Annotated in this window: 12 protein-coding genes; 8 read left to right on the forward strand and 4 right to left on the reverse strand. The window is 64.2% G+C overall.

All coding sequences use genetic code 11. From position 1 onward, the window contains the following. Positions 1-48: 48 nt before the first annotated feature. The 4 genes from ISP15_RS16200 to msrA all read left to right on the forward strand — a co-directional run bounded on the left by ISP15_RS16200 (position 49) and on the right by msrA (position 1,899). Positions 49-486, forward strand: coding sequence for a ribonuclease domain-containing protein (locus ISP15_RS16200; RefSeq protein WP_404548755.1), 438 nt, complete (start codon positions 49-51; stop codon positions 484-486). After that, on the forward strand, positions 483-920 hold the full coding sequence (locus ISP15_RS16205) for a barstar family protein (protein WP_404548757.1): 438 nt from the start codon (positions 483-485) through the stop codon (positions 918-920). The genes ISP15_RS16200 and ISP15_RS16205 overlap by 4 nt, the downstream gene beginning before the upstream one ends. Before the next feature lies 1 nt (position 921). After that, positions 922-1,143 (forward strand): RNA-binding S4 domain-containing protein, encoded by a 222-nt coding sequence (locus ISP15_RS16210; RefSeq protein ID WP_404548759.1) that lies wholly within the window; start codon positions 922-924, stop codon positions 1,141-1,143. 72 nt (positions 1,144-1,215) lie between these two features. Further along, the gene (msrA, locus tag ISP15_RS16215; RefSeq protein ID WP_404548761.1) at positions 1,216-1,899 is read left to right on the forward strand and encodes a peptide-methionine (S)-S-oxide reductase MsrA; all 684 of its coding nucleotides are present in this window, start codon (positions 1,216-1,218) and stop codon (positions 1,897-1,899) included. A 42-nt stretch (positions 1,900-1,941) separates the two neighbouring features. Here msrA and ISP15_RS16220 read toward each other — a convergent pair whose 3' ends face one another. The 3 genes from ISP15_RS16220 to panE form a co-directional block, all read right to left on the reverse strand. Further along, a complete protein-coding gene (locus ISP15_RS16220) occupies positions 1,942-4,641 on the reverse strand; it encodes a putative bifunctional diguanylate cyclase/phosphodiesterase (protein WP_404548763.1) in 2,700 nt (899 codons plus the stop codon). 130 nt (positions 4,642-4,771) lie between these two features. Beyond that, a complete protein-coding gene (locus tag ISP15_RS16225; RefSeq protein WP_404548765.1) occupies positions 4,772-5,566 on the reverse strand; it encodes a TenA family transcriptional regulator in 795 nt (264 codons plus the stop codon). A gap of 319 nt (positions 5,567-5,885) precedes the next feature. Further along, positions 5,886-6,821, reverse strand: coding sequence for a 2-dehydropantoate 2-reductase (gene panE / locus ISP15_RS16230; RefSeq protein WP_404548767.1), 936 nt, complete (start codon positions 6,819-6,821; stop codon positions 5,886-5,888). 185 nt (positions 6,822-7,006) lie between these two features. On the opposite strand from panE, the gene dbpA reads away from it, so the two are divergent. Further along, positions 7,007-8,386, forward strand: a complete 1,380-nt coding sequence (dbpA, locus tag ISP15_RS16235) for an ATP-dependent RNA helicase DbpA (protein WP_404548769.1) — start codon at positions 7,007-7,009, stop codon at positions 8,384-8,386. Between the two features lie 303 nt (positions 8,387-8,689). Here dbpA and ISP15_RS16240 read toward each other — a convergent pair whose 3' ends face one another. Then, positions 8,690-9,436: a ZIP family metal transporter gene (locus tag ISP15_RS16240; RefSeq protein ID WP_404548771.1), complete on the reverse strand. Its 747-nt coding sequence runs from the start codon at positions 9,434-9,436 to the stop codon at positions 8,690-8,692. Between the two features lie 293 nt (positions 9,437-9,729). Between ISP15_RS16240 and ISP15_RS16245 the strand changes: the two genes are divergently transcribed. The 3 genes from ISP15_RS16245 (at position 9,730) to ISP15_RS16255 (ending at position 14,126) form a co-directional block, all read left to right on the forward strand. Beyond that, positions 9,730-10,101, forward strand: a complete 372-nt coding sequence (locus ISP15_RS16245) for a DUF2946 domain-containing protein (protein WP_404548773.1) — start codon at positions 9,730-9,732, stop codon at positions 10,099-10,101. Between the two features lie 250 nt (positions 10,102-10,351). Beyond that, complete coding sequence (locus ISP15_RS16250; protein WP_404548775.1) at positions 10,352-12,655, forward strand: TonB-dependent receptor; 2,304 nt, start codon at positions 10,352-10,354, stop codon at positions 12,653-12,655. Between the two features lie 61 nt (positions 12,656-12,716). Then, positions 12,717-14,126, forward strand: a complete 1,410-nt coding sequence (locus tag ISP15_RS16255) for a PepSY-associated TM helix domain-containing protein (RefSeq protein WP_404548777.1) — start codon at positions 12,717-12,719, stop codon at positions 14,124-14,126. Positions 14,127-14,206 lie beyond the last annotated feature (80 nt).

Here is a 14,206-nt window from a genome sequence, read left to right on the forward strand (position 1 = left end):
GCATGCCTGACGCACTACACTGCCCGCCTCGCCAACAAGGAGTCCGCGGTGCCTGCGTCCCGCCTCATTCCCCTGCTGCTGCTCGTCGCCTTGTTCGGCGCACTGATCTACTGGAACCGGCATCCCGCGCAGCCAACGCAGATGGTGTCGCACGGCCACGTCGCATTGCCGTTGGCGGTGTCCTATAACTGTCCTGCCGCGCATGCCAACCTGCCGGCATCCATGCCGCCCGAAGCGTGCGCCACCGTGACCGCCATCCTGCAAGGCGGTCCGTTCCAGCACAGCCAGGATGGCGTGGTGTTCGGCAACTACGAAGACCTGCTGCCGCAGGAGCCACGCGGTTACTACCACGAATACACGGTGGAAACGCCGGGTGTCTCCCATCGCGGGACGCGGCGCATCATCACCGGCGGCACCCCGCCGCAGGTGTTCTATTACACCGGCGATCACTACCGCAGCTTCCAGCCGTTCCAGGTAACCCGATGAACCGGGAACCCGCGCTCGACCTGACCGAGGCGGCCGACGGCGGCGTTTATTTCGTCGATGCTTCCGATTTCGATGCGCTCGCCGCCGCGGCGGCCGAAGGCAACCTGTATGTATGCCGAGCCGATCTTGCCGGCTGTGAGGACAAGGGCGAACTGTTGCGCCGCCTTGCTGCCGCGCTCAAGCTGCCCGCGGGATTCGGCCAGAACTGGGATGCGCTGGTGGACAGCCTGCGCGACCTCGGCTGGCTGCATGGCGCCGGACATGCGCTGCTGCTCGATCACGTCAACGATCTGCGGCAGGCGGCGACCAAGGATTTCGATATCCTGCTCGGCATCCTGCACGAGGCCGCCAGCTTCGCCATCGGCCAGCATCGTCCGTTCTTCGCCTTCCTGAGCCTGCCCGAACATCCCATCGCCCTGCCTACCCATCGCTGACATGCCACAGATCGATTTCGAACTCGACCGCGACTACATCGAATTGAATCAGCTGCTGAAGCTGACCGGCCTGTGCGACAGCGGCGGCCAGGGAAAAATGATCGTCGCCAGCGGCGAGGTGTACGTGGACGGACAGCAGGAATTGCGCAAAACCTGCAAAATCCATGCAGGCCAGGTCGTCCGGCTGGAGGACGTGGAGATCCGCGTGGTGGAAAGCGGCTGATCCTGCCCGCACTGCGTAACCGATTGCCGCCGCCGGCGAATACCACACATGGATTCCCCGTGGAGGTACGTCATGCTAGCCCGCCGCTTAACCGTCCTGGCCGCCCTCGCCGGCCTTGCCGCCTGCACCGCTACCGCTGCCACGGCCGATCTGCCTGACCCTGCCTACGACGCACCCAAGGCAGCCACCCATGGCACCGAGACCGCCGTGCTGGCGGGCGGCTGCTTCTGGGGCATGCAGTCGGTATTCGAGCACGTGCATGGCGTGAAGCAGGTCTGGGCCGGCTACAGCGGCGGCAATGCCGACACGGCGCACTATGACGACGTGAGCGAGGGCAACACCGGGCACGCCGAATCGGTAAAGGTGCAGTTCGACCCGGCCGTGATCAGCTATGGTCAGTTGTTGAAAGTGTATTTCGCCGTGGCCCACGATCCGACCGAGCTCGATCGCCAGGGACCGGACGCCGGCACGCAATACCGCTCGGAGATTTTCTACGCCAACGCGCAGCAGCAGAAGATCGCGCAGTCGTACATCGCGCAGCTGGGCGCCGCCAAAGCATTCGATTCATCCATCGTCACGCTGGTGCAGCCGCTGCGGGCGTTCTATCCGGCCGAGGACTATCACCAGGATTACGCGCGCATCCATCCGGACGATCCGTACATCGTGATCAACGATGCGCCGAAAGTGGCGCGGCTCAAGCAACTGTTTCCCGCGCTCTACCAACCGGAACAGATGGTCGTGGACGTGAAACTGTAGGCACGCATGGCGCTTCCTCATGCAGGGTGAGAAAGCGCCCGCTTATTTTGGCGGCACCAACCGCAGCCGGGACGACTCATGGCGCGGATTGGGCGAAAGCATCCGCTCGATCTCCGACGGCGGCAGGCCGCGCGCGTAGTAATAGCCTTGCCCCTCGTTGCACCCGGCGCGCAACATGAATTCATGCTGCTCGGCGGTTTCGATGCCTTCGGCGATCGTGCACATGCCAAGGCTCTTGGCGATCGCCAGCATCGCCTCGACGATCGCCACATCGTTGGCGCTGTCCGGCAGATCGGTGACGAACGAGCGGTCGATCTTGAGGAAATCGATGCCCGACAGTTTCAGATAGGCCAGCGAGGAATAGCCGGTACCGAAATCGTCGATGGCAATACCGATACCCAGCGCATGCAAGGCGTGCATGGTCTGTTCGGTGGCTTCGCCCAAGCGGAGAATGGCGCTTTCGGTGATTTCGAACAGCAGGCGATTGGGTGAAATCTGGCTGCTTTGCAAGGCCTGCTTGACGCCGTCGATAAAACCGGGATGCCCGAAGGTCGCGGCCGAGGCATTCAGCGCCACGCGCACCGGTGGCAATTTGGCCTGGTCCCACTGGCGGATTTGCGCGCATACGGCGCGCATGGTCCAGGCGTCGACGCGGCGGATCAAGCCGAGGCTTTCGGCCAGCGGAATGAATTCGTCCGGCATCAGCTCCCCGCGCTCAGGATGGCGCCAGCGCAGCAGCGCTTCCACCGCCACGATGCGTCCGGAACGCAGTTCCACGCTGGGCTGGAACACCAGGTGGAACTCGTCGCGCATCAACGCCTGGCGCAAGTCCGCGCCCAGCATCAGGCGCATGCGCGCGTCGGCGTGCATCAATGGCGTGTAGAAACGGAAGGTATTGCGTTCCTGCGTCTTGGCCGCATACATCGCCGCGTCCGCGTTGGCGATCAGCACCACCGGGTCACTGCCGTCCAGCGGATAGCCGGAGATACCGATGCTCGCGCTCATCACGATTTCGTAGTCGCCGATCAACATCGGTTCGGAAAGACTCAGCAGCAGCCGGCTGGCGAACTGCGCCGCCTGCTCGCGCGTGCGCAGGCCACCCAGCAGCACGGTGAATTCGTCGCCGCCGATGCGGCTGGCCACGTCGTTCTCGCCCAGCTCGCGGCGGATGCGTTGCGCCACCTTCACCAGCAGGCGATCGCCGATGGCGTGGCTGTAGCTGTCGTTGACGGCCTTGAACGCATCCAGATCCACGAACAGCACCGCAGCCGCGCCATTCATGCGTCCTGCCGCTTCGATGGCCTGCGCGCAATGGCGCTGGAATTCGCTGCGATTGGCCAGGCCGGTGAGCGGGTCGTGCGCCACCATGTATTCCAGTCGCTGGCGGTCCGCCTTGCTGCGCGTAATGTCGGTGACCACCGCGACGTAGTGCTGCACGCGGCCTTCGCTGTTGCGGATGGCACTGATGCTGAGCAGTTCCGGGTAGGACGATCCGTCCGACCGCCAGCTTTGCACTTCGCCGACCCAGTTGCCGCCTTCGGCCACCAGCTCCCAGATCGACGGCGGCAACGCGGAGCCGTCGGGCATGCGGCGCAATTCGTCGAAGCGGTGGTGTTGCAAGTATTGCAGCGTGTAGCCGGTGATGCGGGTATGCGCGGCGTTGACCGTGGTCACGCGGCGATCCGCGTCGGCGATGATCAGTCCTTCGGCCACGCTGGCCATCGCTTCGGCCGCGATGCGGCGCTCCTGCTCCATCGACACGCGATCGGAGATATCGCGCATCATCGCCTGCCGTACCGGCCGCGCGCCCCAGGTGGTGAGGCTGCTATGCGTTTCCACCGTGCGCGCCACGCCGTTTTCGGAGCGCAGCAAGCCAATGGTGGAAGAGCCGGAGGAACGCATGCTGCCTTCCACGAACAGGTCGAGGAAATCCTTGCCAAGCAGTTCGTCCGGGTCGCGCCCGGTCCATGCACAGGTGGTGCGATTGACGCCCAGGATGCGGCCGAGCGCTTCGTCCACCATCACGATCGCATCGGCGGCGCTGTCGAACAGCTGACGATAGCGTTCTTCGGTGCCGCGGATGCCGGCCAGGATGCGTCGCGCCATGCGTATCCACAGCAAGGACGCCAGCATGGCCATCAGCAGCACGCTGGCGAACAGCACCCGCCCCAGCCATGCCGCGCCCAGCGCGATATCCAGCGAGAACTCGTCGCTGCGCGGCTCGATGTAGTCGTTGAGTGCATCGATGCGCGCGCTCTGCCGGGCGATCTCTTCGGCCGAAGGCGTGCCATGGGCATAGGCCTGCCGCAGCTCCCCGGCGATAGCATCGAGTTCCTCGATGGCGCCGTCGACAGAGCGCCAGTCCGCCACCGCCTGGCCCATGTAGGGAGCGTGCGCGAAATGATCCAGGATGAAGACCATGCCCGGGATGGCCGCGGGTATCACGCCAGCGCGTTTGAACGCCGCGCCCACCGCGTGCCGGTCGTAATGGCCGCTGGCGATCGCATCGCGCGCCCAGCGATCCGTGCGCACCACGTCGTAATTGCGCCGGAAACTATCCAGGCGTTCCGTATCGCCGCTGCGCGCGTAAGCGTAGAGATCGATGACACTCTGCTTCTGCGCTTTCGACCACAGGCTTTCGCCGTTCAAAAAGCCGGCAAGCGTTACCTGGACCTGGAGCGCGCCCCAGGTCAGGCATAAAACCAGGCCGACAACCGCCGCAAGGCCGTATGCCAAAGGCATAAGACGCCGTAACAGCGGTCGTTGCTGAGCATTGCGGGCGGTACGCATCGTGCCCCTATCTTAGAGCCTGTCATCCACAGTCCAAACGAAACTGCTGACCTGACGTGTATCGCCCCAACCATGCGTTTACTTAAGCGGCCGCCTCGCTGGCCAAAACGGCCTGCTCGGACAGCCATGGGTCACGACGCACATCCAGACACCGATCCAGGGTAATCCTCATGCTTACGTAACTGCGTTTCACGCATTCTTGCAGGTATGCAGCTTCATCCGGGCGTGGAGACGTCCCTACCAGGGTGCAGACGATCTCCAGGGCCTCCCATGGGTGAGTATCATCATAGGCGGCGTGAAGCTGGAGCCAACGCAGGCTCTGCGCCCGGATGGCCTTGGGGAACGCTTCGGCGTAGGCCGCGCTCTCGTAAACCCGCTGCGACCATTCCCCGGTTGCGCCTTCCACCGCGTAGTTGGTGGCGATCATGCCTGCCGCCAGCGGTCCGCCGCGGCTTACTTCCTCGCACCAGTTGGACAAGGCATCCGTGCCGTAAGGACTGCTGCCATTCAATACTTCGCGTTCCGGTACGCCAGCGCCCTGGGCCCAGTTGAGCCAGTATTCGGCGTGATTCTGTTCCACCCGGATGTTGCGCACCAACCAGCGCCGGGCCATGTTTTCGCCCGGGCTGCGGCCATAGCGCGTCTTGAGCAGGTTGAGTGCCATATAGCCGGGAAAACGTTCAATCACCGGCCAGACACCCACCATGAAGTCGCGGGTGGCGGCGGCGTCCAGGCGGTTTTCGCGCATCAGCGGCCAGATGTCGTGTTCGACCACGCTCTGCTTGGCCGGCGCGCAGGCGGATACCAGGTCTTGCGCCCAACGCGGATAGCTGGATAGCTCGGTGAGGGCGCCGGTGCGTTCGAAATGTGCGTGCATATGCAAATCTCCACTTAGGTGTATAGGGTCGTTTCGGCCTTGATGCAGGCCGATACCAGGGCTTGAGGATGGCCCCGGCCCTGCCATAGTGGTCGCCTCGTGCGGTGGTTGCGACCGTCCTTTACCCCTGGGTCGGCGGGCGCTGCCAGAGCCGCTCGGACAGGCCTCGACGCGCCGCGCCGGACGGGTTTCCGGTGCATCCACGCATGCGCTCCATGCTCGCCGCCGCTGGCGAGCATGCCGGTCACGATCGAGGGACGTACGTGACGTGCGCGAGGACGAACCGAGGGCGAGCGGAACGCGAAGCTCTCGCGGCAATTCAGCTCGCGGCCGACCGCGAACGCCTGGACTCATACGCCTTCAGGTGGGCATACGCCAGCCGCAGCATCGGCAGGTCCAGGCCGCACGATTCGCCGCGTGCCAACAAGTCGCCGATCACGTGATCGGCCTCCACCGCGCCGCCCTGTTCCAGATCGCGCATCATCGAAGCGCTCAGCGTGGAAGCTTGCTCGGTGAGTACCGAGCGGGCGCGCTGCAACACGGCCTCGCCCGGCAAATGTCCAGTTGCCTCGGCGACGCGGCGGCAATCATCCAGCAGTCCGAGCGTTGCCTGCATGCCACCCGGCGTCGCCACGATATCGCCTACTGGCGCGCGCATCAGGCAGGTAATGCCGGCCAGCGAAGCGAGGAACACCCATTTGTCCCACATGTCCTGCACGATGGCGCCGCTGAGGCGCGATTCGAACTGCGCTTTCGACATGGCTTGCGCGATGCCTTGCACGCGCGTCGACCGGCTGCCGTCGCGCTCACCGAAAGTAAGGCCGTGCGATCGATTGAGATGCCGCACGGTACCTTCGTCATCCAGCGTGGCGGCAATCACGCATTGGCCGCCCAGCACGCGCGCGGCACCGAAACGCGCTTCGAGCAGATCCAGGTGCCGCATGCCGTTGAGCAGCGGCAGGATCGCCGTGTCCGCGCCCACCGCCGGCGCCATGTCATCGATCACCTGCGGCAAGTGATACGCCTTGCAGCTGACGATGACCAGATCAAAGGGTTGATCCAATGCATGTGCCTGCACGGTGGGCGGCGACGGCAAGCTTGCATCGCCCAGCGGACTGCGGATCACCAGGCCGCTGCGCGCCAGCCTGTCCGCGCGCCGCTTGCGTACCAGGAAGGTGACGTGCTGGCCGCTTTCCAGCAAGCGTCCGCCAAAATAGCCGCCGATCGCGCCGGCTCCCACCATCAATATTTTCATGTCGCGGTTCACCTTGTGCACGAGGCCGGGATGCTTTCGATGGCCATGATCCGGAACGACGGAAGCCACCGATGGAATCCAGAACGCGCCCCATTATCCACAATGACGCACGTCCGGCGGCGCGTGGCAGGCGACCAATCGCGCGGGCATGCACTCGGCAAGGCGCGCTCATGCGATCATGACGCATGACCGCCTTCACCGCCCTTCCGCTCAAGCCCGCCCTGCTCGCCAGCCTCGAAACGCTCGGCTACAACGACATGACACCGATCCAGGCACAAAGCCTGCCGGCGATGTTGGAAGGCCGCGACGTGATCGCCCAGGCGCAGACCGGCAGCGGCAAGACCGCGGCCTTCGGCTTGAGCCTGTTACAACAGCTGAGCGTGGAAACCATCCGCTTGCAGGCCTTGGTGCTATGCCCGACCCGCGAACTGGCGGACCAGGTAAGCAAGGCGATCCGCAAGCTTGCGGCGAACATTCCCAACGTCAAGCTGCTGACCCTGTGCGGCGGCATGCCGCTGGGCCCGCAGCTGGCATCGCTGGCGCATGACCCGCATATCGTGGTCGGCACGCCTGGCCGGGTGCAGGAACATCTCAAGCGTGGCAGCCTGCATGGCGGCGGCATCAAGGTGCTGGTATTGGACGAAGCGGACCGCATGCTGGACATGGGTTTCGGCGACGCCATCGACGACATTGTCGGCCGCATCGCCAAGCATCATCAAACACTGCTGTTCTCGGCCACCTATCCGGACGAGATCCGCGAAGCGAGCCGGCGCCTGCAGCGCGATCCGATCACCGTCACCGTGGAAGCCCCTGTCGAATCAAAACCGTCGATCGAGCAACAGTTCGTCGAGATCGAGCCCGCCCACAAGCTCGATGCCTTGGCGCAACTGCTCGCGGGCGAACGTGGCCAGCACGCGCTGGTGTTCTGCAATATGCGGCGCGACGTGGATGCGGTGGCCGAGGAACTGGATCGCCGCGGCTATTCCGCATTGGCCCTGCATGGCGACATGGAACAGCGCGATCGCGATGAAGTGCTGGTGCGTTTCGCCAACCGCAGCTGTGCCGTGCTGGTGGCTACCGACGTGGCCGCGCGCGGACTCGACATTACCTCGCTGCCGCTGGTGATCAGCTACGACATCGCGCACGATCCGGACACGCACACCCATCGTATCGGCCGCACCGGCCGCGCGGGGCAATCCGGCCTGGCGATCACGCTGTGCACGCCGCGCGAGAAACCGAAGGCGGACAATATCGAAGCGGCGCTCGGCGCATCGCTGCCCTGGCGCACGCTGAAACCTTCGCCGCCGCGCGGCAAGACCTTGAACCTGGCGCCGATGAAAACGCTGGTGATCGATGCCGGTCGCCAGGACAAGCTCCGGCCCGGCGATATTCTCGGCGCACTGACGGGCGATGCCGGCCTCGCTGCCAACGACATCGGCAAGATCGATGTTTTCGCCACGCGCGCCTACGTGGCAATCAGCCGGGCACTCGCCAATAAAGCCCTTGAACGGCTGCGTGCCGGCAAGATCAAGGGACGCAATTTCCGGGTCCGCGCGCTGGGGTAAAGGTGCGTTCCGTTTCCAGCCTGCGGGCGCTCGCAAAATCCACGCGCGCCAATGATGGCAAGGCACGCAAGCATCCTTGCCTGACCGTATCGTAGCGGTCGACCATCCGCGTGAATATTTTCGCGAGTCCCTTGCCGTACACAAATGCGGATATTTCGATCGCGTGCATACGCCACTGCGCTGATGCTGTCGCAAGAGCCCACAAGTACCGCGAACGGAAACCCCAACAACAGCGTTCCAGCAGCGGGCAGGCAGGCCAGTCCGTATTGGCATCGCCATTGGCAGCCAATAGACCGGCCGACGTCAGCGCCCCTGATCCAGCAGGGCAGCCGCCCACATGAAAACCAAACCCGCCGCGACACCCAGCGCGGGCGTAAAGCGATGACGCTTGTCCAAAGCCTGCCACATGCCGGGCAGCACATCGCCACATGCCAGATAGAGCGTGGTGCCGGCCGCCAGCGCCAGACTCGTTCCCAGAAAAGCATGAGAAAGGCCGACCGTGGTCATGGCAAGCGCGCCAAGCGGAAGAGCTGCCGTGGTCGCCACCGACAGCGCGAACGCGCGGCGCGGCAGATAACCGCCCGCGACAAGCACGCCTGCATTGCCCATCTCCCTGGGCAATTCGTGGGCCATGATAGCCAGCGCCACGATCATGCCTAGCGTGGGATCGATCGCAAAACTGGCGCCGATCACGATGCCGTCGACGAAATGGTGCAAGGTATCGCCAATGATATTCATGCGCGCGAACGCCGCGGTGGAAGACGGTGTACGCACGGCGCGCACGACACATTCGAGAGCAAGCAGGCAAAGCACGCCAAGTGCGATGCGCCCTCCCGCCTGGCTGGCGGTGATGCCGCGCGCCATCGCCTCAGGCAGCATGTGCAACAGCGCATCGCCGATCAGGAGACCGGCAGCAGTAGCCTGCAACCATGGCAGCCATCCGTGCAGGTGCCGCGTCGGCAACCAGACCACCAGCCGGGCCGACAACGACGCGCCCGCTACCACCACACTGGCAGCCAAAGCACCGGAAACGTCGAAATCTTGCTGCATGCGGGCGTGCCCTCTGGACTGCGTAGCAATGTTATAACATTGCATTCAAGGCCGCGCCATGACAAGGTGCCGCCAGCCCATCAAGACGCGCCGACATAGATATGCAAGCTAATGCGTCAAGACATTTCCCATGCCGTCATCGCGATACGCGAGCACGCCGCCTGTACACCGCCCATCACTGCCATGCGTGCAATCGCGTGTAATGCGACACGCTGTCACATGATCTTCGCCTGCTTTGATGCGATCATGCCTGGAGCCTGCTCCAGGCTTGCAATGCTTCCAGGGTATCGAGCTTGTTGAAACGCGCAGCACAACAACGATGTGTCGTATGGCTGGCCTTGGCCGCCATGCTGCTGATTGTGCTGATGCCGGTGGTTTCGCGTTCCATGCCCATGACCGGCGCAATGACGGGCATGGCCGCCGATTGCGCGATGCACGCGGAACACGCAGGCCACCAGCAGCCAGGCCATCCCGAAGATCCCACCGCGCGCTGCGGGTATTGCGTGTTGTTCATGCATACCCCGGCGATCGGATTCATGGCGCCGCCGACGCTGCCGCCAGCCGATCTCGTGTCGTTTACGCCGACCGCCAAGCCGTCGCCCGGTACGTTGCCGGCTCCACTGCTGAGCGCGCATCCGCGCGGACCACCCCGCGCCTACTGCTGACGGCGCTTCGCGGCGCTGCGCTCACTTCAACGCACGGCGCCTGCCTTTAGCTCTCGCGGGAAGAAGGCCGGGAATGGCCGGGCTTGGCTTGCGCGGAATCGCGCCGCCGCAAACAGCCCATGCATTCGACTGCATGGATCAGCGTCGTTTGCCACGCCTGCTCCCGGACCTGGGAGCGCCCTGCGTTGCCGCCTTTTTTTACCTGCGCCGCATTTGTATCGGCAAAAGCAGAACGGAAATCCTATCCATCATGCGCCCTATCTCCTATCCCAGCGCGCTCGCCGCCTTGCCGCTCGCCGTGCTGGCCTCGTCCATGGCCATGGGCCAGGACACCCCGGGCACCGCGGCGCCATCGTCCGCCGCCGCCGCCAAAAAGCCCGCCACGCTGGCCCCTATCAGCGTGTCCGCACCCACCCGCGTGCCGCCGGCTTCGGCACCCGATTTTCCCGCTACCGAGGTCAGCGTGACCGCCGCGCAGATCGAGGCGACGGTCAACGCGGTGGATGCCGAAGACGCAGCCAAGTACCTGCCCAGCGTGTTTATCCGCAAGCGCAACGAAGGCGACACGCAGCCAGTGCTGGCGACGCGCGACTGGGGCATCAATTCCAGCGCACGCACGCTGGTCTACATCGACGACATTCCGATCTCCGCACTGATTGCCAACAACAACACCATCGGCGCGCCGCGCTGGGGCATGGTATCGCCGGATGAAATCGATCACATCGATATGCTGTACGGGCCGTTTTCGGCGGCTTATCCGGGCAATGCGATGGGCGGCGTGATGCGCATCGTCACGCGCACGCCGGACCAACCGGAGGTGACGATCGAGCAGACGGAAGCGATTCAATCGTTCAACCTGTATGGCACGCACGGCAATGACAGCACCAGCAAGACCAGCGTGACGGCCGGCGGTCGCAGCGGCAAGTTTTCCTGGTCCGTCGGCGCCAATAGCGCCAACAGTTTCAGCCAGCCGCTCAGCTTCATTACCAGCGGCTCGACCCCTGCCGGTACCACGGGCACCGTTCCGGCACGCAACAAGCTCGGCCAGGCCGCCAACGTGCTGGGGGCGGGCGGCCTGCTGCATACGCGCATGCTCAACCTCAACGGCAAGTTCGCCTATGACATCACGCCCTGGCTGCAAGCGGCGTATTGGGTGGGCTACTGGAGCAACGATGGGCAGTCGCGCACGCAGAGCTATCTTTCCAGTGCGAACGGCGCGTCGACGTTCGGCAAGTCGTCGGCCTTCGCCAGCAATACATATTTCCTCAGCGCGCATCACCTGATGCAGGCGCTGTCGCTGAAAACCGATACCCGGGGCGATTTCGACGGCATCTTCGTCGTCACCCACTACGACTTTCTCAAGGACAGCCAATGGTCGCCGTATGGCGTAGGCGGCGGTACTGCGTTCACGCCCAACGGCTTGCTGGCCAGCTATGCGGGCACCAACTGGTCCACCGTCGACCTTACCGGCATCTGGCGGCCGCAAGGCTACGAAGGCGCGCACGAACTATCCGTCGGCGCGCACGCGGACCAATACACGCTGGCCAATCCCACCGACAACCTGGCTGCATGGCAAGACCCGGCCAGCGTGACCAGCCTCTATTCCGCCGGCAGTGGCAAGACCACCACCGAAGCCCTGTGGCTGCAGGATGCATGGCAACTCGCGCCGGACTGGCTGGCGACCGTCGGCGGCCGCTACGAAACATGGAAAGCCAGCGACGGCTTCAACTTCAGCGGCAGGACCGCCGTATACCAGCCCAGCGAAAAAGCTTCGGATTTCTCGCCCAAGGCCACGCTGCGCTGGAACATGACGCCAACCTGGCGCGTTACCGGCTCGCTCGCCAAAGCCGTGCGCTTTCCCACGGTCGGCGAGTTGTATCAGCTGGTTTCGACCGGCTCCACGTTTTCCTCGCCCAATCCGAACCTGCAACCGGAACACGTGCGCAGCGGTGAGCTGGCGCTCGAGCACACGCTCGAAGACAGCTCGGTGCGATGGTCGCTGTTCCAGGAAAACACGCGCGATGCGCTGATTTCGCAGACCTCCATCCTGCCCGGCTATGCCGTGCCGGTCACTTATGTCATGAACGTGGGCGAGGTGCGCAATCGCGGCATCGAACTGGCGGCCGAACATGACAATGTCCTGATGCAGGGCTTGCAGCTTTCCGGCAGCGTGACCTTCGTCGACTCCACCATCCTGTCGGACGACAATTTCGTCAGCACCACCGGCAGCACCGCGGACGGCAAGCATGCGCCTTATGTTCCGCGCTGGCGCGCCACGGCGGTCGCCACCTATCGGCCGACGCTGGCATGGGCCTTCACGCTGGCCGGCCGCTACAGCGGCAAGCAGTATTCCACCCTGGACAACTCCGACAACACCTCGAACGTCTTTGGCGCGTTCGACCGTTTCCTGGTGTTCGATGCGCACGTGAACTACCAGGTCAACCAACAGCTGTCCGCCTCCGTCGGCATCGATAACCTCACCAACGAAAAATATTTCCTCTATCACCCCTTTCCACAGCGCACCTACGTCGCCAGCATCAAATTCACCCTTTGAGGCAGCCAGATCCTGCGCTGCGCGCGAAAGCCGGCGCCATGCACTGACCGATAAACGCAACATGAAACGACACTCGCGATCATCCGCCCCATCCGCGCATAGACACCACGCCCACCGCCTTATCTGGCGCTGGCATTTCTATGCGGGCTTGTTTTGCCTGCCATTCGTGCTCTGGCTGGCGACCACCGGCATGATCTATCTGTTCAAACCGCAACTTGAGCCGTTGCTGGAACGCCGCTACGCGCACGTCACCCACGCGCCCGCGCAAGCGCCCTCCGCCCAAGTGCAGGCCGCCTTGCGCGCGGTGCCGGGCTCGGTACTGAATGCCTATGTGCTGCCCGTCGCGCCCGATGCGGCCACGCGCATATTGGTAGGCCATGGTGGTGAACTGATCCGCGTGTTCGTGAATCCGTCCACCCTGCAGGTGCTTGGCATCGTGCGCGAAAACGATCGCTTCATGAAAGTGATCTTCTACCTGCATGGCGAATTGCTGCTGGGCAGCGGCGGCTCGATGCTGGTCGAGCTCGCCGCGTCATGGACCATACTGATGCTGCTGACCGGACTTTATCTGTGGTGGCCGCGCAACGCGCGGCTGGGCGGCACCCTCTATCCCCGCCTTGGCCTGGGCCGGCGCATCTTCTGGCGGGACTTGCACGCAGTGACAGGTATGTGGGTTTCGATGTTCGCATTGTTCCTGCTGCTGTCCGGATTGCCATGGAGCAAATCGTGGGGCGGCATGCTGCGCACGATCCGGCAAACCTACGCAGCCACCGCCACGCCGCCGGACTGGACCACCGGTAGCGCCGCGGATCGCGCGCGAATCCAGGCGGAAAACACGCCACCGTCGGGCGAACATGCCATGCACATGGCGATAGGCATGGACATGAGCATGCCCGGCATGGACATGCACGACGCACGACGCGCCAGTCCTATCGATTATTCGCCCATCGATCGGCTCGTACCGGTGGTCGCCGCGCAACACCTGGTACCGCCAGTACTGATCGCACCGCCCTCGCAGCGCTCACCGGCGTGGACTGCCCGTTCCGACACGGACGATCGGCCGCGACGCAGCGAACTGGTACTGGATGCTGCGCGCGCTGCTGTGGTGCAGCGCACGGCATTCGCCCAGAAACCGCTGCTCGACCGCATCATCGGTTATGGCGTAGCCATCCATGAAGGCGCGCTATTTCCGCCGCTCAACCAAATCCTCGGCGTATTTACCGCGCTGGGCCTGATCACGCTGTGCACTAGCGCGGTGGTGATGTGGTGGCGCCGCCGGCCGGCCGGTGTGCTGGGCGCACCGCCCGCCCTCGCGAGTGCGCGCTACCCGGACCTGCTGCTTGGACTGCTCGTGTTGCTGGGCACGCTGCTGCCCTTGCTTGGCTTGTCCATGCTGGCGGTCTGGCTGATCGAACGCTGCGGCCTGCGGCGTTGGAAACATGCCAGCGCGTTCCTTGGCCTGGCGTCCTGACAGCCGCAGGAATTGGGCGCAAGATAGGCGGCATGGACCCCTGGTGCGACGGATAGCCTGGTTTTCTGCCGAGCTCATCG

The organism is Dyella jejuensis (assembly GCF_044904675.1).
Classification (GTDB): Bacteria; Pseudomonadota; Gammaproteobacteria; order Xanthomonadales; family Rhodanobacteraceae; genus Dyella_B; species Dyella_B jejuensis.